The 19,176-nt window shown below is 67.7% G+C and carries 19 protein-coding genes; 13 read left to right on the top strand and 6 right to left on the bottom strand.

The window, feature by feature from the left end:
* Nucleotides 1-182: 182 nt before the first annotated feature.
* Both lysS and pyrH read right to left on the bottom strand, forming a co-directional pair.
* Complete coding sequence (gene lysS, locus N6C22_RS00210) at nucleotides 183-1,853, bottom strand: lysine--tRNA ligase (protein ID WP_261648514.1); 1,671 nt, start codon at nucleotides 1,851-1,853, stop codon at nucleotides 183-185.
* 138 nt (nucleotides 1,854-1,991) lie between these two features.
* Complete coding sequence (gene pyrH, locus N6C22_RS00205; RefSeq protein WP_261648513.1) at nucleotides 1,992-2,708, bottom strand: UMP kinase; 717 nt, start codon at nucleotides 2,706-2,708, stop codon at nucleotides 1,992-1,994.
* Nucleotides 2,709-2,848: 140 nt separating this feature from the next.
* Between pyrH and N6C22_RS00200 the strand changes: the two genes are divergently transcribed.
* The 5 genes from N6C22_RS00200 (at nucleotide 2,849) to N6C22_RS00180 (ending at nucleotide 8,522) form a co-directional block, all read left to right on the top strand.
* A complete protein-coding gene (locus N6C22_RS00200; protein WP_261648511.1) occupies nucleotides 2,849-5,041 on the top strand; it encodes a YCF48-related protein in 2,193 nt (730 codons plus the stop codon).
* A gap of 297 nt (nucleotides 5,042-5,338) precedes the next feature.
* Entirely contained in the window at nucleotides 5,339-5,629 is a 291-nt protein-coding gene (locus N6C22_RS00195) for a hypothetical protein (RefSeq protein ID WP_261648510.1), read from the top strand.
* Between the two features lie 53 nt (nucleotides 5,630-5,682).
* A complete protein-coding gene (locus N6C22_RS00190; RefSeq protein WP_261648507.1) occupies nucleotides 5,683-6,510 on the top strand; it encodes a molybdopterin synthase in 828 nt (275 codons plus the stop codon).
* A 277-nt stretch (nucleotides 6,511-6,787) separates the two neighbouring features.
* Nucleotides 6,788-7,039: a hypothetical protein gene (locus N6C22_RS00185; protein WP_261648506.1), complete on the top strand. Its 252-nt coding sequence runs from the start codon at nucleotides 6,788-6,790 to the stop codon at nucleotides 7,037-7,039.
* Nucleotides 7,040-7,391: 352 nt separating this feature from the next.
* Nucleotides 7,392-8,522, top strand: coding sequence for a site-2 protease family protein (locus tag N6C22_RS00180; RefSeq protein WP_261648504.1), 1,131 nt, complete (start codon nucleotides 7,392-7,394; stop codon nucleotides 8,520-8,522).
* Between the two features lie 395 nt (nucleotides 8,523-8,917).
* Here N6C22_RS00180 and thiL read toward each other — a convergent pair whose 3' ends face one another.
* Nucleotides 8,918-9,799, bottom strand: a complete 882-nt coding sequence (gene thiL, locus N6C22_RS00175) for a thiamine-phosphate kinase (protein ID WP_261648503.1) — start codon at nucleotides 9,797-9,799, stop codon at nucleotides 8,918-8,920.
* A 114-nt stretch (nucleotides 9,800-9,913) separates the two neighbouring features.
* On the opposite strand from thiL, the gene N6C22_RS00170 reads away from it, so the two are divergent.
* The 4 genes from N6C22_RS00170 (at nucleotide 9,914) to N6C22_RS00155 (ending at nucleotide 12,478) form a co-directional block, all read left to right on the top strand.
* On the top strand, nucleotides 9,914-10,945 hold the full coding sequence (locus N6C22_RS00170) for a lysylphosphatidylglycerol synthase transmembrane domain-containing protein (protein ID WP_261648502.1): 1,032 nt from the start codon (nucleotides 9,914-9,916) through the stop codon (nucleotides 10,943-10,945).
* A 40-nt stretch (nucleotides 10,946-10,985) separates the two neighbouring features.
* Nucleotides 10,986-11,441 carry a 30S ribosomal protein S19e gene (locus tag N6C22_RS00165; protein ID WP_261648501.1) on the top strand — a complete coding sequence of 152 codons (456 nt, stop codon included), beginning with the start codon at nucleotides 10,986-10,988 and terminating at the stop codon, nucleotides 11,439-11,441.
* 90 nt (nucleotides 11,442-11,531) lie between these two features.
* Entirely contained in the window at nucleotides 11,532-11,888 is a 357-nt protein-coding gene (locus tag N6C22_RS00160; protein WP_261648499.1) for a DNA-binding protein, read from the top strand.
* Nucleotides 11,888-12,478 carry an asparagine synthase-related protein gene (locus N6C22_RS00155; protein ID WP_261648498.1) on the top strand — a complete coding sequence of 197 codons (591 nt, stop codon included), beginning with the start codon at nucleotides 11,888-11,890 and terminating at the stop codon, nucleotides 12,476-12,478. The genes N6C22_RS00160 and N6C22_RS00155 overlap by 1 nt, the downstream gene beginning before the upstream one ends.
* A gap of 325 nt (nucleotides 12,479-12,803) precedes the next feature.
* Here the strand turns inward: N6C22_RS00155 and N6C22_RS00150 are convergent, their stop codons facing one another.
* The gene (locus N6C22_RS00150; protein WP_261648496.1) at nucleotides 12,804-13,853 is read right to left on the bottom strand and encodes a HAMP domain-containing sensor histidine kinase; all 1,050 of its coding nucleotides are present in this window, start codon (nucleotides 13,851-13,853) and stop codon (nucleotides 12,804-12,806) included.
* A gap of 83 nt (nucleotides 13,854-13,936) precedes the next feature.
* Between N6C22_RS00150 and hisS the strand changes: the two genes are divergently transcribed.
* On the top strand, nucleotides 13,937-15,253 hold the full coding sequence (hisS, locus tag N6C22_RS00145) for a histidine--tRNA ligase (RefSeq protein WP_261648495.1): 1,317 nt from the start codon (nucleotides 13,937-13,939) through the stop codon (nucleotides 15,251-15,253).
* Nucleotides 15,254-15,541: 288 nt separating this feature from the next.
* Here hisS and N6C22_RS00140 read toward each other — a convergent pair whose 3' ends face one another.
* Nucleotides 15,542-15,964 carry a hypothetical protein gene (locus N6C22_RS00140; protein ID WP_261648493.1) on the bottom strand — a complete coding sequence of 141 codons (423 nt, stop codon included), beginning with the start codon at nucleotides 15,962-15,964 and terminating at the stop codon, nucleotides 15,542-15,544.
* 93 nt (nucleotides 15,965-16,057) lie between these two features.
* Between N6C22_RS00140 and N6C22_RS00135 the strand changes: the two genes are divergently transcribed.
* The 3 genes from N6C22_RS00135 (at nucleotide 16,058) to truA (ending at nucleotide 17,916) form a co-directional block, all read left to right on the top strand.
* A complete protein-coding gene (locus N6C22_RS00135) occupies nucleotides 16,058-16,525 on the top strand; it encodes a hypothetical protein (protein WP_261648492.1) in 468 nt (155 codons plus the stop codon).
* A complete protein-coding gene (locus tag N6C22_RS00130) occupies nucleotides 16,518-17,024 on the top strand; it encodes a hypothetical protein (RefSeq protein ID WP_261648490.1) in 507 nt (168 codons plus the stop codon). Before N6C22_RS00135 ends, N6C22_RS00130 begins: the two co-directional genes overlap by 8 nt.
* A 64-nt stretch (nucleotides 17,025-17,088) precedes the next feature.
* Nucleotides 17,089-17,916, top strand: coding sequence for a tRNA pseudouridine(38-40) synthase TruA (gene truA, locus N6C22_RS00125; protein WP_261648488.1), 828 nt, complete (start codon nucleotides 17,089-17,091; stop codon nucleotides 17,914-17,916).
* Between the two features lie 168 nt (nucleotides 17,917-18,084).
* Here truA and N6C22_RS00120 read toward each other — a convergent pair whose 3' ends face one another.
* A complete protein-coding gene (locus N6C22_RS00120; RefSeq protein WP_261648486.1) occupies nucleotides 18,085-18,984 on the bottom strand; it encodes a spondin domain-containing protein in 900 nt (299 codons plus the stop codon).
* Between the last annotated feature and the right edge of the window lie 192 nt (nucleotides 18,985-19,176).

Below are 19,176 nucleotides of genomic sequence, written 5' to 3'. Positions count from 1 at the left end.
CCGAAACCGTGCGAGGGACGACCGAAGTGGAGCGGAGCGAAACGAAGGGAGTCGGCTGGGGAGGGCGTGGTGCGGTCATGGACGCTAGCGATAGTCTTCTACGAGTCGGAGACTGCAGCCACGCCCGCAAAACAGCTGACCACTCGAAACGCGAACCGAATTGAAACAGCAGAACCCGAGAATCAGGCTTCTCGCCGCAGCCGATTCACGACGAACTCGCGCTCCAGCTTCGAGAGGAACGGCCCCAGCTGCGGGCCCTGGTCCTGCCCGAAGAAGAGCTGGTAGCCGGCACCGAAGAACGAGCCCATGTCGAGGTCGCGGCGCTTGGCGGACTCGTAGATCTCGCCCTGGATTGCCTCGCCGTCGTGGCCCTCCTCGATGAAGTCGGCGAGCTGGTCGAGTGCCTCGCACGTCTCCTCGTCGAAGTCGACCTCCGGCAGCTCCTCGAGCACGGTGTAGTTGTACTCGTTGTCGGTTCGTTCGGCCCAGTTCGCGGCGCGCTCGACGCGCTGGAATGCGGCGTCGATGGTCGCCTGGTCGGCGTCTTCGGGGATGTGACCCTGCTTCTTCGCGTGGTCGATACGGGTCTGCTCGTCGGGGAACATCGAGAGGACGGCCGCGAACGTGTAGGGCAGGCGAATCCGGTCCTCGTCGGGATTCTCGACGACGAAGGGGTAGACGCGTTCTGCCTTCGCGAGTTCGTCCTCGGAGCCCTCGACCTCGCCGAAGTAGAGCTGTTCGAAGCGGTCGAACTCGTCGACGAGCTGGTCGAGGCGCTCGATGGAGAAGTCACGCGCCTTCTTCGGGTCCTTCGCGAAGAAGTAGCGGACGACCTCGGGTTCGAGCAGGTCGAGCACCTCGCTGACGAGGATGATGTTCCCTTCCGAGGAGGAGAACGGCTTCCCGTCGAGGGTGAACCACTCGTACACCATCGGGACCGGCGGCTGGATGTCCAGCACGTTCCGGGCGATGTCGTCGCCGGAGGGCCACGAGCCTTCGGCGTGGTCCTTCCCGAACGGCTCGAAGTCCACACCGAGTACCTGCCACTGGGCGGGCCACTCGAAGCGCCAGGGGAGCTTGCCCTCGCGGAAGGTGGCGGTGCCCTCGTGGCCACAGCCCGAGATGGTGTTGTCGCCGGCCTGCATGTCCGTGCAGACGTAGTCGACGGTACCGGCCTCGGTGTCGATGGCGGTCACGGTCTCGGTGATCTTCCCGCACTCCGAACAGATGGGGTTGAACGGGACGTAGTCCTCGTCGACCTTGTCCTGGTAGTGCGAGAGGACCTCGCGGGCCTCGTCGGCGTGGTCGAGGATGAACTCGACGACGTCGTCGAAGCGGCCCGCCTCGTACATCGCGGTGTTGGACTCGATGTCGAACTCGACGTCGAGCAGTTCCGCGCTCTCGGTGATGAGGTTCGAGAAGTGCGCGCCGTAGGAGTCACAGCAGCCGAACGGGTCCGGGATGTCGGTGTAGGGATGGCCGAGGTTCCGGCCGAGCGCGCCGGCGTTCACATCCCCTAAATCCACGATGTCACCGTCCAGATTCGCCAGCTTGCGCGGGAGCTTGCGCAGGGGGTCGCGGTCGTCCGCGGTGAACACCTGGCGGACCTCGTGGCCACGCTCGCGCAGCACTTCCGCGACGAAGTAGCCGCGCATGATCTCGTTGACGTTGCCGAGGTGCGGGACGCCCGAGGGCGAGATGCCGCCCTTGATGATGATTGGCTCGTCGGGGTCGCGGGACTCGACGACGTCGGCGATGCGGTCGGCCCAGAAGACGTGGCGGGCCGTCTCGCTGTCTCGGTCGTCGTCGGCGGAGAGGGTGTACGGACTGGTGGCGTCGTCGGTACGGCTCACCGGTCGCCCACCCCGATTCCTGTCGGTCGAACACGTGTCTGTTGCATGGAAGAGCGTACCGCTGTCGCGCTCTTAAGGGTTGTCAACCTGCGAAAACGGGTCACACGGGGCTCGCGGCGGCGGGTCGGGGGTGTCGCGCTATTCGACCCAGTACGTCAGGTTGTCGCCGGTGCCCTCGGGGATGATGTCGGTGCCGTCGTGCTCGCCGTGGCGGACCGCGTCCAGGACGCGCGTCGGGTCGTTCCCGTCGAGGACGATGGTGCGCATGCCCGAGCGCTGGATGATCTTCGCGGCGAGGAGGTCGACCGGGGCGGACGACCCGGCGTTCATCTCCAGCCCGGCGATGACCTCGACGAGTTCCTCGGCGGAGAGCTGGTCGTACTTCTCGGCATCGGGGTCCTCGTTGGGGTCCGCGGAGAAGACGCCGGGGACCGAGGTGGCGTAGACGAGCAGGTCCGCGCCGACGTACTCGGCGACCGCGGCGCCGACGGCGTCGGTCGTCTGGGCCGGGGCGACACCGCCCATGACGCAGACGTCGCCGTTGCGCATGATTTCGCCAGCCTGTTCGTAGTTCTTCGCGGGCGCGGTGACGACGTTCTCACCGAGTGCGGCGATGAGCAGGCGGGCGTTCAGCCGCGTCACGTCGATGCCGAGCTGGTCGAGTTCGATCTCGTTGGCACCGAGGTCGCGGGCGGTCCCGATGTAGTCCCGGGCGACGCCGCCGCCCCCGACGACGGCTGCCACCTGGCACCCGTCGTCGACGAGTTCGTTGATGACGTCGGCGAACGCCGAGACGCGCTCTGCGTCGAGTTCCGGCGCGAGGACGCTCCCGCCGACGGAGACGACTACTTTCATTGTCGCCGTGTAGCCCACTGCATCTCTTAAGGATTGCCAAGTCGGGACCGCCGGGAACGCGTGCGTTCGAACCGGAGACGTTGTCGATACCCGAACGATTAGGCCGGTCTTTGTTCTCTGTCGACCGGTGAGCGTCTCGTGTGTCGAACCTCACTCGACGCGAAGCACTGACGGCACTCGGAGCAACAGGCGTCTGGCTCGGCAGCGGCGGCGTCGTCTCCGCCGAATCGGCCGGGACAGACGAGTTCTCGTCGCGCGACTCGCCGACGCAGAAGACGCTGCGCTCGGTCACCCAGTCGCGCGAGGGACCCTACGCGGTGGGCGAGAACGGCGACGTGCTCGCTCGCCGCGCCACCGAGGAGTCGGGAAGCAGGTACGAGCGCGTCCTCGACGCGGGACTGACCGCGGGCGACAAGAGCTTCTACGGCGTCGATGCCACCGTCGATGGCAGGAACGTCTGGGTCGCCGGCGAGAGCGGGCGAGTCGGCTACTACGACGCGGTCGACGAACAGTTCACGGACTTCTCGAAACCGAACGGTCTCGCGGCGACCTGGCGGGACGTGGCCGTCGGTGAGACCGCCGGGAACGAGCGCGTCTACCTGTTCGGCGGGGGTGGCCAGGTCCTCGTCGGCGAGCGTGACGACGCGGGCATGTCGTGGGGGACCGCGACGACGTTCAACGGCGGCAACGCCATCTACGGGGCGGCCCGCCTCGAGGAGAACGAGGTGTGGTGCTGTGATTCGACCGGGTCGGTGTACGAGACGCGCGACGGCGGCCAGACGTGGACCGACATCGGCGTCGACGCCGCGACCGTCCCGCTGTACGACATCGCCGTCGCCGACGAGGACGCCATCACGGTCGTCGGCGGCAGCGGCCGCATCTTCGAGTACGACGGGACCACCTGGCAGAGGTTCAAGCCCGGTGGCAGCGCGATTCGCGGCGTCGACCGCACCAGCGACGCGGAGGGCGGCCACGTCGCGGCCGGCGCGGGCGGGACGCTCTACATCCGGTCCACCGACGGCTGGACCAGCACGAACCTCGCCACCTCGAAGACGCTCCGCGGGGTCGCGCTGGACACGACCGGCGAGTACCCCGACGCCGTGGTCGGGAACGCCGGGAAGATATACGAGCGTGGCGGCTACACCGCCTACCCCGACACCCTCCGCCTGGAGGTCGACGACGGCGCGAGCCTCTCCTACGGGTTCGACGTGTCGGGGCCCACCGCCGGAACCACGCTCAACGAGTCCGACGACACGGTGACCAGCGTGGCAGATGGGTACGAGGTCGGCGGCACACTGGGCGACGGCGACGGGGCCGACGCCTACCGGTTCGGCGGCGACGTGACCGGGCTCACCGTCACCGACGGGAGCGCGAGCGACCTCACGACCGTGCGGAGCGGCACCGAGGTCTCCGTCGAACGGCTGGCCGACCGGTCGTGGTCGCGGGTGTCCACACCGGTGGACGTGACCCTGTACGAGATCGTCGAGTCGTCGGCCGGGCTGTACGCGGTCGGCGGGAGCGGTCGCATCATCCGGACGGACTCGACCGGTGAGTGGGACGTGGTCACGAAAACCGGCGTCCGCGGAGGCGGCAACTCCCTGTTCGGGGCTGGCGTCACCGACGACGGCGAGTCGCTCTGGGTCGCCGGCGGGAGCGGCGCGCTCGGACACATCGACGCGACGACCGGTGAGATCACGGACTACTCGCAGCCCGGCGGGGCGACCTCGTCGTGGACCGACGTGGCCGTCACCGGGTCGGCCGGTTCGGAGTCCATCTACCTCGTCAACGGCTCCGGGGAGGTGCTCCACGGCGAGAACGACCGCGGCGCGGTCACGTTCGACGAGCCGGTCAAACCAGGGAACGGCTCGACGCTGCGCGGCGTGACCTTCATCGACGACGACACCGGGTACACCTGCGACGGGAACGCGAAGGTGTACGAGACGCGCGACGGCGGCCAGACGTGGACCGACATCGGCATCGAGAGCGCCGGCGTCACGCTCTACGATGTCGCGGCGGAATCGCCCGACGACATCACGGTCGTCGGTGGCAGCGGTCGGCTGTTCCGCTACAACGGGGCGGTCTGGACGCTCACGAAACTCGGCGGGAACAGCCGGCTGTCGGTCGACCGCGACGCGGACCGCGGGGTGGCCGTCGGTGGGAGTGCCGAGCTGTTCGAGCGCGAGATAGAGGGCTGGACCGGGACCGCAGCCGACCCCTCGGACGTGACGCTGTATAGCAGTATCGTGGTACAGGACGACCCGACGACCGGCAAGTACGCGGTCGGCGGGAACGGCGTCGCACTCCGTCAGACGTTCGACGACCCCCTGTTCTGAGCGGGCAGGCAGGCCAGCGCCTGGCTGGCCAGCGAGCGTCCTCCATAGTATTGACATCATACCGCCGTCCCGTCGTCGGGTTCTGGACAGCGACCGGCGGTGTTCGTAGGTGGTTCCACCGTGCCAGCTGCGGTGCTCACTGGTGGGAACCCACGTTTCCCGTCGGTGACCGACTACTGGTAGGCTCAGGCTGTCACTGTCGAAACTGCCGGTAACGGGCGACTCGACCATTTGAGGCGGCAATTTTCGGATGAACGAACCGTCTCCCTTTTATGTCAACGTCGCATATTCTATGGTATGCTCGGGGCTCTCGTTGCGATAGTGTTCGGTACCGCCTGCTGTGCCATACTCGGCTACGCAGTGGTGCAGTATCGCACGGGTGCCCTCTCGACGACGAATCTGCGGCGTGTGACCGGTCCCACCTTCGGGTCCCTCTCGCTCGTCGTCCTCGCGTTCGGGGAGGAGGCCGGCCAGCCGATGTTCGGGCGGGCTGGCGGTGTCCTCTTCCTCTTTTTCACCCTCGTCGTCGCCAAGGACTCGCTGTTCGAGGGGGTCCGCTGGCTGTTCCGCCTGCCGCCCGAACCCTGATTCTCACTGGCCAGGGCGATACCTACAAGCGCCTGCCGCCGCTTCGCACGGATATGTACGTACTGGGTGTCGTCGGTCCGTCGGACTCGGGCAAGACGACGCTGGTGAGCCGGCTGGTCGAGCGCCTCAGCGAGCGTGGTCGCGTCGCGACGGTGAAACACTGCACGGTCGACCCGGACATCGACACCGAGGGCCGCGACACGGCCCGTCACCGGGCTGCCGGCGCGGACGTGACCTACGGGGTGGCAGAGGGTTCGTGGTTCGCGACTGGCGACGAGCGGACCCTGGACGAGACGCTCGACGACCTCGCCCCCGACTACGACTTCTGCCTGCTGGAGGGGTACAGCTGGGCGAACGTCCCGCAGGTCGTCCTCGGCGGGCGCGACCACGCGGGCGAGGCGCTCGTGACGGGTGAGACCGCAGACGACGTGGCCGTGGAAGCCGTCTGTGACGCGCTGGCGGATACCGACCCGTACGAGTGCCTCGACTCGCTCGTGGCGCGCGCGAAGCGTTCGCCCGACGCGCCGAAGGCGGGTGCCATCGCCACGTTCACCGGACGCGTCCGTGCGAAGGACCACGACGAGGACGACGTGACGGAGTCACTGGAGTTCGAGAAGTACGACGGCGTCGCCGAAGAGCGCATGGCCGCGCTCAGTGCGGATCTCGAATCGCGCGAGGGCGTTCACGAGGTGCTCATGCACCACCGCACCGGCGTCATCGAGTACGGCGAGGACATCGTGTTCGTGGTCGTGCTCGCTGGCCATCGTGACGAGGCGTTCCGGACCGTCGAGGACGGTATCAACCGGCTCAAGGACGAGGTGCCGATATTCAAGAAGGAAGTGACAACGGACGAAGAATTCTGGGTACACGAGCGCACCTGAGCCGGCGCGCACCGACGCAACCGCAGCCTGAAAGCGGTCTCTCTTGCCGATACATGTCGCTGTAGCTGAACGAATCTGGGCGCTCGATTGATTCGGGATAAAAGCGTTAGCACCGTCTATAAAACGTCTAAACATCTCTCGAAGCGCCGTTAAAGGTAATAAAAAGAATACAATGAGGCGAAATACGGCGATTTCACTCGAAACGTGGCGAAACAGCCCGAAGCATCTCCCCTTTATAACATCTCCGGGCAGATAGGATTGGTCGAGGCGAAAAGAAATGAGCGTCACTCAGAACCCCTCCGCTGACAACGAGCCCGCAAACAAAGAGACACGCCTTGCCGACTACCTGCGCGAGAAGGCGAACGACGGCGAGATGTACTTCAAGTCGAAGTTCATCGCCGACGACGTCGGCCTCTCCCCGAAGGAGATCGGCGCACTCATGGTCAAGCTCAGAGAGTCCGCGACGGACCTCGAGATCGAGAAGTGGTCGTACACGAGTGCGACCACCTGGCGCGTCGCACGGGCCTGAACCCGGACCGGCCTCCCACACCACCGGTCCCGCAGGTCCCCGCACCTCGCGACCTCGACCCGTCCTGACCTCCCCGCACCGCACGCAGACAACTCCCCACCCGACTCCCGCACTGCACGCAGCGCTCCCACACCCGCTGCGAACGGCAGCCCACCCACACGCCGACCGCTCCCGCACGGCCCCCGGTGGCCTGTCGTGGTCCCCCGTCTGTCATCTCACCACACCGGTGAGCGACAGCTATCCCGCTTCGGCCCTCCCACCCTCGCGGCGTTCCTGCTGGCAGCACGCGCGCTGGTTACGGCAACGTGACGCCGCCGTGGGTTTTTACGCGACGATGCCGTAGGCTCGGTAGATGTCTGCCAGGGACCTGTCGCCAGACGCCGGCCCACCGCTCTCTTCGTTCGACGACGAGTTCTACGTCGAGGAGGTCCGGACCGACGGCGAGACGCTGTACTACTACGGGATGCCCCTGCGGCAGCCCGACGTGGTGATGCAGCACGTCTGGCAGACCTTCCACGACGCCGGCTACGAGCCACAGCTCACCACCCGCGCCGGCCGGTACGTCATCGTCGCCGAGCCCGCCGGGGGTGGCATCGACGGCATCCCGTGGAAGAACGTCCTGCTGTTCGTCGCGACCGTGTTCTCCACCCTGCTGGTCGGTGCGCAGTGGTTCTTCATCGACCCGTTCGCGAACCCCCTGGAGGCAGTGACGACCGCGTGGCCGTTCTCCGCGGCCATCCTCGTCGTCCTCGGCACGCACGAACTCGGCCACTACGCGATGAGTCGCTACCACGACGTCGACGCATCCTTACCCTATTTCATCCCGTTCCCGACACTCATCGGGACGATGGGGGCTGTCATCCGGATGCGGGGGCGGATGCCCGACCGCAAGGCCCTGTTCGACATCGGCGCGGCCGGCCCACTCGCGGGGCTGGTCGCCACCGTCGTCGTGACCGTCGTCGGCCTGCAGCTCCCGCCGGTCCAGGCCCCGCCGGGGTTCGACCCCGGCCCCAACGCGGTGACCATCCAGCTGGCGTTCCCGCCGCTCATCCGCATCCTCGCGGAGCTCACGAGCCAGCCGCTCAGCTACCAGGACCCGACGGTGAACGTCCACCCGGTGGTCATCGGCGGCTGGGCGGGCTGTTTCGTCACGCTGCTCAACCTGATTCCGGTGGGCCAGCTCGACGGCGGGCACATCATGCGCGCCATGTTCGGCGAGCGCCAGGAGACCCTGGCGACGCTGGTGCCGGTGGGCCTGTTCGGCCTCGCGGGCTTCCTGCACTTCGTCGAGCACTACTCGCTCAACAACGTCTTCATCTGGATCTTCTGGGGCGGGCTCGCGGCGTTCGTGGCCGCCGCGGGTTCGGCCCGGCCGGTGAGCGAGGAGGAGGAACTGGACACGACCCGGATGGCCCTGGGCGTGTTGACGTTCCTGCTGGGCGTGCTCTGTTTCATGCCCGTTCCTGTTGCGATTGTGGGCTGAAACTCGTGGGTTGAATTTCGTGGGTTGACTCTCGTGGGTTGAATCGGCTGTTCTGACGGCTTTGGGGTCGGTTTTCGGCACCCTCGTATCCCGTACTCGCAAGTTTGGTTCGGGGTGAGGCGGGTGTGTTTCGAGGAGAAGCGGCTCTTCCAGCAAGCAGCGAACTCGCGCTGGTGGCGATGGAACCGCCACCGCCCCGCAACCACGCCCTCCCCAGCCGACTCCCTCCGTTCCACTCCGGTCGTCCCTCGCGCGATGCCGGCTCGCGGTCTCACTCGCTCACGGGTCGTTCCTCCCCGTTCGCTGTCGAGGCGACTGCGTCGCCTCGCTCGCCACGCTCGCCAGCACGCGCCAGACTGTGAATCCAGTCGTCGTCGAAAACCAGTCCCTGCGTCTCACTCCCCGTGCGTGAACCCGCGGTCGGGGAGTTCCTCGCCGTCCATGGTGATACCCTCGTCGGGGGCGGTGACCTGCCCGATGACCGAGAGGGGCGTCGGGGAGGCGTCCCGGGCCGCGTCGAGTTCGGATTCGGGGATGGTGAACACGAGTTCGAAGTCCTCGCCGAAGAAGCAGGCGAGTTCGCGCTCGTCCTCCCCATCTTCGGCCACGTCGCGAACCGCCTCGGCGACCGGGACGGCCTCGAAGTCGACGGCGAAGCCGCAGTCGCTGGCCTCCGAGAGCTGGTGGACCGAGCGCGCCAGCCCGTCGGAGGAGTCCATCATCGCGGTCGCGTGGGCGGCGAGCACCTGCCCGGTGGCGACGCGGGGTTCGAACCGGAAGAGGTCGTTCGCGCGCTCGGTGTCACCCTGCTCGAACAGCCGGAGGGCGGCCGCAGAGCGCCCCATCGTGCCGGTGACGCAGAGCAGGTCGCCGGGAGTCGCGCCGTCTCGGTGGACCGGGTCGTCGGTCCGGCCGAGGGCGGTCGTGGCGACGGTGAACTCGGTGTGGGAGTCGAGGTCGCCACCGACGTACTCGGCGCCGACGGCCGCACAGACATCGCGAGCGCCCGTGACGAAGTCCACGAGGTCGGCCTCGTCGAATTCGGGGGCGGCGTACACCGCGACGGCCGCGGTCGCCGTCGCGCCCATCGCGGCCACGTCCGAGAGCGACGCGCCGACGGCTCGCCAGCCGGCGGTGTACCGGGTGGTCCCGGGCGGGAAATCGGTCCGCTCGTGGAGCATGTCCGTCGTGACGACCTGGCCGTCCACGACGGCTGCGTCGTCGCCGGCGCGACCGACGACACCGCCGAGCAGGTCCAGGGCAGCCCGTTCGTCCATTGCGTGCCTATTTCACACGGGTGCCAAAAAACGGACCGGTCCTGCCCGGGGGACGTGGGAACACACCCGGCTGGAGTCGGTGGGTTCAAGCGGTTGACGGTCAACGGGACCCGCATGGCAGGAGATTGGGACGTTCGCCCCATGGTAGCCGGCTTCGTCGGTGCCATCGTCGTGCTGGCCGTGCTCCTGTGGTTCGTCGGGTTCGAGGCTGTCGTCGCACAGCTCTCGATGGCTGACCCGACGGTGTTCGCGTTCGTCCTCCTCGCCGCACTCGTCTGGTTGCTCGCCTGGGGACTGGCGCTTCGCTCCGTCCTGCGTATCCTCGGCATCGAGTTCTCGGTCCGGGACGCCTTCCTGGTCTATTCGGCCGCGACCTTCGCGAACAACGTGACGCCGTTCGGCCAGGCTGGCGGCGAACCGTTCAGCGCGCTCCTCATCTCCCGGCGGGCCGACAGCGAATACGAGACCGGGCTGGCCGCCATCGCGAGCGTCGACGCCATCAACTTCGTCCCGTCGGTCGGGTTCGCCCTGATCGCGCTCGGCTACTACGCGGCGACGGTGACCCTGACCGACCGGCTCGCGGACGCGGCGGTCGTGGTCGTCGTGTTGACGGCCCTGCTCGCGGTGGCGGCGACCCTCGGCTGGCGAAACCGGTACCGGGTCGAGGAGGTCGTCGTCGCGGTCGTCTCGCCGCTCGTCTGCCGGGTCGGGCGGGTGATTCCACGGGTCAATCCGCCGGGACCGGCCGACATCCGGCGTCGCATCGAGGGCTTCTTCAGCACCATCGAGCGCGTCGCGAGCGACCGCTTCTCGCTGCTCGCGACCCTCTCGTACTCGGCCCTCGGCTGGCTCATGCTCGTGGTGTGCCTCTGGCTGTCGCTGTACGCGCTCGGGTTCCGTGGGCCGGAACTGTTCGTGGCGGCCATGCTCGCGGTGCCGCTGGGGACCGTGGCCAGCATCACCCCGCTGCCGGGCGGGCTCGGCGGTATCGAGACGGTCCTGCTGATGGTGTTGCCGACGGTGACGGGGCTGGAGGCGGCGTCGGTCAGCGCTGGAATCCTGCTGCACCGGCTCGCAACCTACTGGTTTCCGGTGTTCGTCGGGGGTGGCGCGATGGCCGCACTCGGGGCGTCGGAGCAGGAATAAGACGATGGTCTTTTAACCCGCGCGAGGGAACTGGCTTGCAATGACAACGATGTACGACGTGCCGGCGGACGCCCTCATCGAGGCGCTCGCCGAGGACCTCGAAGGTCGACTCGAACAGCCCGACTGGATCCAGTTCACGAAGACCGGTGTGAGCAAGGAGCTCCCGCCGGAGCAGGAGAACTTCTGGGCGATCCGTGCCGCCTCCCTCCTCCGCAAGGTCGCTGACAGCGGCCCGGTCGGTGTCGAGCGTCTCGCCACCGAGTACGGCGGTGCCACGGGCGGTTCCAACCGCTACCGTGTCGCCACCTCGAAGCGCTCGTCCGGCTCGAAGAAGGTCATCCGCACCGCGCTCCAGCAGCTCGAAGACGAGGGTCTCGTCCAGACGCAGAAGGGTGCCGGCCGCAGCGTCACCGACGAGGGCCGCAGCCTCCTCGACAACACCGCGGACAAGGTCATGCAGGACCTCGACCGCCCCGAACTCGAACGGTACGCGTAAGCGTCGATTCTCAACGTTTCACGCACGCACCAGCGACGGCACTCTCCCGCAGTCGAAACGATTTTCCTGCACAATCCACAACAGAGGAGTATGAGCGGCAGCCCCAACGACGACGAGATCGAACGGCTTCGACAGGAGAAGATGGAGAAACTCCGCGAGCAGCAACAGCAGGGACAGGGCCAGGGCGACGCTGAAGCCCAGGAGGCCATGCAGGAGCAGGCCGAGGCCCAGAAGCAGGCGCTGCTTCGCCAGTACCTCACCGACGGTGCCCGTCAGCGCCTGAACTCGGTGAAGATGTCCAAGCCGCAGTTCGGCGAGCAGGTCGAACAGCAGATCATCGCACTGGCACGCTCCGGGCGCGTCCAGGGCAAGATCGACGAGGAGAAGATGAAGGACCTGCTGCGCGAACTCAAGCCCGACTCGAAGAGCTTCAACATCCGTCGCTGATGCGGTTGGGCCTGCTCTACAGCGGCGGCAAGGATTCGACGCTGGCGGCGCTGCTGTGCGCCGAGTTCTACGACGTGACACTGGTCACCGGGAGCTTCGGCATCACCGACGACTGGGAACACGCCCGCGACGCTGCCGAGGCGGTCGGGTTCCCCCACGAGCGACTCGACCTCGACCGCGAGGTCGCCGACGACGCGGTCGAGCGGATGCTCGCCGACGGGTTCCCCCGGAACGCCATTCAGGACGTCCACGAGCACGCGCTCGAACAGCTCGCGGAGATGGAGTTCGACGCCATCGCCGACGGCACGCGCCGCGACGACCGCGTCCCCACGGTCTCGCGAGCACAGGCACAGAGCCTGGAGGACAGACACGAGGTGGACTACATCGCGCCCCTGTCGGGGTTCGGCCGTGGGGCGGTCGACCGCATCGTCGAGGCCGAACTCGACGTGACCATCGGCCCGAGCGAGGAGATCCGCCGGGCCGACTACGAGGCGGAACTCCGCGCGCTGCTGGCCGACGAGCACGGCCCCGCCGCCATCGAGGACGTGTTCCCCGCGCACGACCAGACGTTCGTCACCGGCACGCGGTGACCAGCGGTTTTCGACCGTGAGTCAGCGAGTTCCAGCCACAGGTGTGTCGAGCGGCGTGTCGTTCACTCGATATCGTGTGAACAATAGGTCTCGGTAGGTGTTCGGAGAGTAACATATCTGGTTCCGCTGGCCGCGCTGGGAGGAAGAAATCCGTATCACCCGTCGAACCCCTCTATTTCGGGTGGAGAAACGCAAAAACCACTTGTGTGTTTCTTCTGGTTTATACGGCTTCAGGGTCTCGTGTCGCGATGAAGTGTCCAGATACTCGAATTTCTCGCCCGGCGGAAAGCGGGTCGCGGGGCGACCCCTTGCAGAACCGTGCTAGTCAGGTCTCGAAGACGAACCGGGCACCACCATCCCGGCTCTCTTCGACGTGGACCGACCAGTCGTGGGCGTCGGCGATGGACTCGACGATGGCCAGCCCGAGGCCCGAGCCGTCGTCGCCGGTGTGGCCGCGTTCGAACACCTGCTCGCGGTCGTCCTCGGGGATGCCGGGGCCGTCGTCGGCGACGGCGAAGCCCTCGGCCGTCTGTTCGACGGTGACCGTCACGTCCTCGCGGCCGTGCTCGATAGCATTTCGATAGAGGTTCTCCAGCAGTTCCACGAGTCGCGACCGGTCGGCGTCGAGGGTGCCGCCGTAGTCGACCCGAAGGGTCGCGTCGGCGGTCTGGACGCCCTCCCAGGCGGCGGTCGCGGCCGCGTCGAGCGCGACGGGTTCGCGGTCACCGACCACCCGGCCCTGTCGGGCGAGTTCGAGCGAGTCCTGGATGAGGTCGTCCATGCGGTCCAGGGAGTGCTTGACCTCCTTGAGATGGGCCGGGTCCCCGCTGCGGAAGGTCTCTTCGAGCTGGGCCTGGGCGACGCTGAGGGGGTTGCGCAGGTCGTGGCTGACCACGCTCGCGAACTCCTCGAGGCGGGCGCGCTGACGCTCGGCCTCGCGGGCCGCGATGCGCTGGCGGACCTCGCCGGCACCAGCAACCGCGCCTGCCCCGACCCCGACGGTCCCCGACGTGAGGGTGAGATACAGCGGTTCGGGCACCGAGACGCCGTCGGTGAGCAGGATGAGGAGATGCAGCGAGGTGACCATCGCGGCCACGAGGAAGCCGAACAGGCCGTAGGCGAAGACGGTGAGCCGGTCGCGCGAGTCCACGCCGTCGCGGATGAGGTGCCGGTCGATGACGACGACGGCGACGCTCGCGGCGAACGGGAGCGCCCCCTCGATGGCGTCCCGGATGAGGGGGTCGGGGTCGACGACCGCCCGGACGAGGATGACCGCGGCGAGCAGCGTCCCGAGGGCGGAGAGCGGCGAGACCGGCAGGCTCGTCGCCAGCTCCTCGACCCACGGTCGCTCCGCCGCGCGGTCTCGCCCGCTCATCTTGACAGCGATACCGGTCGCTGGACCATAACTCCCGGGGCTGGATGAAAGGTTTCAAGCGCGCTGTGACCCAACCGCGGCGTATGTACGACGGACTCAAGGGCTTCCGTGATATCTACCCGGCGGAGATGGCCGCCTACCGGGCGGTCATCGACACCGTCGAGGACACGGCCCGCCGCTACGGGTTCCGCGAGATCGCCACCCCGGCGATGGAGCGAACCCAGATGTACGTGGACAAGTCGGGCGAGGACATCGTCGAGGAACTGTACGCCTTCGAGGACAAGGGTGGCCGCGAGGTCTCGCTCACCCCGGAGCTGACGCCGACGGTCGCCCGGATGGTCGTCGCCAAGCAACAGGAGCTCTCCAAGCCCATCAAGTGGTTCTCGACGCGCCCGTTCTGGCGCTACGAGCAGGTCCAGCAGGGCCGCTTCCGCGAGTTCTACCAGACCAACGTCGACATCTTCGGCTCCTCGGAACCCGAAGCCGACGCCGAGATTCTGGCCTACGGCGCGGACATGCTCACCAACTTCGGGCTCGACGCCGACGACTTCGAGCTTCGAGTCTCCCACCGGGACATCCTCGGTGGGCTGCTCCGGGAGTTCGAGACCGACGAGGACGTCGACGTCCGCAACGCCATCCGCGCCGTCGACAAGCGCGCGAAGGTCGAGGAGAACGAGTACCTCGACCTGCTGTACGAGGCCGGCCTGAGCTACGACCAGGCTCGCGAGTTCGACGACCTGCTGCTCGCCGGCGACGAGGACCTCGACGCCCTGACCGAGTGGGCCGACAGCGAACAGGTCCACGACGCCGTCGCGAACCTCCAGAACGTCCTCGCCGCGACCGAGGACTTCGGTGTTCGTGAGTACTGTGAGGTCTCCCTGACGACCGCCCGTGGGTTCGACTACTACACCGGCGTCGTCTTCGAGTGCTTCGACTCCACCGGCGAGGTCTCCCGTGCCGTCTTCGGCGGCGGCCGCTACGACGACCTCATCGAGGACTTCGGCGGCCAGCCCACGCCCGCCGTCGGGGTCGCCCCCGGCGTCGTCAACTCCACCCTTCCCCTGCTGCTCCAGCGCGCCGGCGTCTGGCCCGACGAAGCCATCTCGACCGACTACTACGTCCTCACCGTCGGCGACACCCGCCCGATTGCCTCGCGCATCGCCCGGGAACTGCGCGAGCCTGGCAACGTCGTCGAATCGGACGTCGCCGGCCGGTCGTTCGGTGCCCAGATGAACTACGCCGACTCCATCAACGCCGAGACCGTCGTCATCGTCGGCGAGCAGGACCTCGAGAACGACGAGGTCACCGTCAAGGACATGGAATCCGGCGACCAGACCACCGCCCCCGTCGACGACTTCCCCGGCGACCGCGCGCACCCGACGCTCGCCGACTTCGAGTAAGCGACTCGAATCTCTCTTCGATTCTTCGGCTTTTCCCGACCAGTAGCCGTGGCGCGCGAGACAGCGACCCTCGAACGACAGTGAGAGGTGTCGCGTTATCGCGCGAGGGATGAGAAGCGCAGGCGGAGCCGAGCACCGGAATCGGCTGGGGAGGCTGTGGTGCGGGGCGGTGCTGTGCGGTTGCGGTTCCATTGCCACCAGCGCGAGTCGTCGAATCGGCCGCGGAAGCAGTCGATTCAGCAGATGAACTCCAGTCTAGAGCACTGGAAACCAGAACAGAAACCGCAGCTACAGAGCGTCCACTTTGCGCTTCGTCCGGTCGATGACCGCCGCCCGGACCATCGCGCCGGGTGTCGTGAACTCGGTAGTGCGCGAGAGGAACGAACTCGTCTGGGTGGCCGGCCCGTCGGCTTCGCCTGGCTTCCGGGCACTGAACGCCGCGCCGATGTCGTCGCCCCACGGGCTCGCCGCCTGCATGGCCTCGAAGTCGTCGAACTCGGTGTGGGCCGCGACGAACTCGGGCGTGAACAGTTCGGCGAGGCTGTCGGTGTCGCCCTCCCCGACGGATTCCGCCAGGGCCGTGCTCTCCTGTAAGGTTTCGGTCAGTGCGGTTATCTGGGCGTCCGTGAACTCCTGGTCCGTGATGCCGAGTGCGGCCGCGAGGTTCGGGCCGATGAGTTCGGCGACCTCGTCCCCCGAAAGCGTGTCCATACCCCGTCTGTCGTGGGCCGGGCGTCTAAGCGTACCGGGTCGTGTGCCCGGGGTCGTGGTAATCTCTTTGTCACGTCACCGCCAATTTCGCGCATGGTCCTCTCGCATCAGGCGACCGCCCTCCTCGTGCGTCTGCTACACCTGCTGGCGGTGACGGTGCTAGTTGGTGGTGCCGTCGTCGTGTGGCTGGCGTTCCGACGCGACAGCCGCGACACCGATGACGCTGACCGAACCGCCGAGCACTTGCTCCCTACGGCCGCGAGCTACGAGTGGCTGTTCTGGGGAGCCCTCGGCGTGGTCGTAATGACCGGCGTCGGGAACCTCGGGGCGCTGGCCCCGGCCGTCCCCACGACCGAGACGCGCTGGGGGGCGGTCCTCGCGCTGAAACTGGCGGTGCTCCTCGGGTTCGTCCTGTTCTCGATGGCCCGGTCACTGGCCGTCGTCCGGGTTCGTCGGCTCGGGCTCCCCGGGTCGGAAGCCACCCTCACGCGTGCCTACGGGCTGACCGCGGGCGTGCTCGTGCTGTTGCTCTCGCTGGCGGAGGTGCTGGCACATGGCTGACTCGGGCTTCTTCGCCGAAGCACAGCCGACGCTGCTGGCGTGGTGTCTCGGGACGTATCACACCGCGACCCTGACCGCCGCCGGGGTCGCGAGTCTGCACCTCTCGGGTGCGCTCGGCGACCCGCTGGGCGGCCTGAACACGGTCGTCGGGTTCGCGGCGTTCCTGTACCTCTGGGCGGTGACGCTGTGGACGACGACCCGGGTACTCGGGGCGGTCGAGCTGTTCGGTCCCGACCGGTCCTCGACACGGGCCGTCGTCGCCGCGGGTGCGAAGTGGGGTGCCGTCACCGGCCTCCTGTTCTTCCTCGGTGTCCTGCTCACGCTCGCGTTCGCGTTCCTCGGCGAGATGCTCGTTCTCCTGCTGTTCTTCGGTATCGGCGGCGCGTTCGCCCTCGCCATCGGGACTGTCGTCGGCCTCGCCTTCTCGCTCCTCGACGTGGGACTGCTCGCACTCTCGCGGTGGCTGGTGCCGCCGGGCGCGCCCACGGCTGCCGAGTAGGGGACCCACGGAATCACCGGCGAAACGCGCCAGCTACAAACCTGTGCCCGGCGAACCCTCGCCAATGCGCGCGTTCCGCATCGCCTACGACGGTCGCCCCTACCACGGTTTCCAGCGCCAGCCGGACGTGCCGACCGTCGAGTCGGCCCTGTTCGACGCCCTTTGCGAGTTGGGTATCATCGACGCGCCCGACGAGGTCCCCGAGGGCTACGCGGCGGCGGGCCGGACCGACGCGGGCGTCTCGGCGGTCGCCCAGACCGTCGCGTTCGAGTGCCCGGACTGGCTGACGCCGCGAGCGTTCAACGGGCAGCTCCCGGCCCACGTCCGCGCCTGGGCGAGTGCCGACGTGCCCGACGACTTCCACGCGACCTACGACGCGACGAGCCGGGCGTACGAGTGCCACCTCTACGCGCCGGGTGCCGACCCCGAACTGGCGAGCGCGGCGATGGCGAAGCTGGCTGGCACGCACGACTTCGCGAACCTGACCGCCACCTCGAAAGACGACACGGTCAGGACGCTGGAGACCGCCACGGTCGAGGGCGACGGCGAGTTCCTCGTATTCTCGGTTCGTGCCGACGGCTTCCTCTGGGAACTGGTCCGCCGGCTCGGGTCGCTCGTCCGGGCGGTCGCGACCGGGGCGGCCCCACTCTCGAAGGTCGACCGGGTCCTCGATCCGGAGCCGCTGCCCGGCCACGAGGGTATCCCGCCGGCGTCGCCGGTGGGGCTAGTGCTGGTCGATGCCACGTATCCGAGGGTGGTCTTCGAGCGCGACGCTCGCGGGGTCGAGAGTGTCCAGGACGTGTTCGAGACGAAGCGTGCCGATGCGGCGACCAGAGCCAGGGCTGCCGGATGTGTGGAAACAGCGGTGGAGAAAACGGAGAACGACGGATGATGTACGGAGACGACAGCGAACGCGACGGGCGGGTCTCCCGGAGGTGGGTCACCCGGACAGCAGTCGAGTGTCCCGAATGGCAGACTGGATGGATGGGTTACCTGGCCCGTCGGCGGCTCGCGCGGGTGACGGCCCGCCCGAGACCGGTTCGGTCGTTACCTCGGTGGCTCAGTAGTAGCCACGCCGCATGGTGCGGGTCTGCTTCTTCTTCTTCAGGCCACTGGGGCAGGTGTTGGTCGCGCATGGGTCGACGTCGGCACAGGGGTCGACTGCACACGGGTCGACGTCAGCGCACGGGTCGACCGCGCAGGGATCGACGTCTGCACACGGGTCGACTGCACACGGGTCGACGTCGGCGCAGGGGTCTGCGCACGGGTCGACGTCGGCACACGGGTCGGGCGCTTCCATCGTGATGGTGATGGTCCCAACGGGGCCGTCCCAGCCGTGCTTGACGCAGTCGAGGTCGCACAGGCCCAGGATGCCCTGGTGGTGGTGGACGAAGCCCTCGGCGTTGCAGGTGAGGTCCTGCTCCGAGGTCGCCTGGGTACCGCTGGAGACGACGTCGGTGAACAGGAACGCCTCCTGCACGAGGTCGGCGGCCTTCTCACTGTTGCACTCCACACCCGCGTCGTACGCGAAGATGGGTGCGCTGACGACCTCACCCGGCCCGCGAGGCATGCGGATGGAGTCGACGCCGGCGAACCCGTCGTTGGTCGCGAGCATCATCGCGGCCATCGAGAGCACCGAGTAGCGCATCGGCGCTTCGATCTCGATGGTCGTCTTGTTCGATATCCCGGTGTTGAGCGGGTCGGTGGTCGACATGACGACGTCGTCACCGATGTCGAACGCGAAGATGTCGGTGCCGTCCTCGGCGCTGACGCCCAGCGTGTTGATCATCGGGCCGAGGTCCGCGTTCTTCGCGAGCGCGGCGAGCTCGGGGCACGCCTCGCTGCCGACCTGGAACAGCTTGGCGAAGCGGCTGTGGATCGCCAGCGCGGGCGGGGTCCATGCCTGCCCACACGTGGTGTTGCAGATGTCGACGATGTACTTCACCGTGGGCTCGCACACGGGCTCGGGTTCACACAGCGGCTCGCATACGGGTTCTGGGGCACACGTGCCACAGGGGTCCGCCGTCGGGCCGTAGAAGCCGCGGCGACCGTAGCGTCCGCGCGCGGAGGCGGTCCCGACACCACCGACCAGTGCGGCCCCCCCGATACCGAGTGTCGTCAGAACAGTACGTCTGTTTACAGCGTTGTTGTG

It is taken from the genome of Haloarchaeobius sp. HME9146, from assembly GCF_025399835.1.
Classification (GTDB): Archaea; Halobacteriota; Halobacteria; order Halobacteriales; family Natrialbaceae; genus Haloarchaeobius.
The sequence above is the reverse complement of the archived record's forward strand: the minus strand, read 5'-3'. Positions and strand labels throughout refer to the sequence as shown.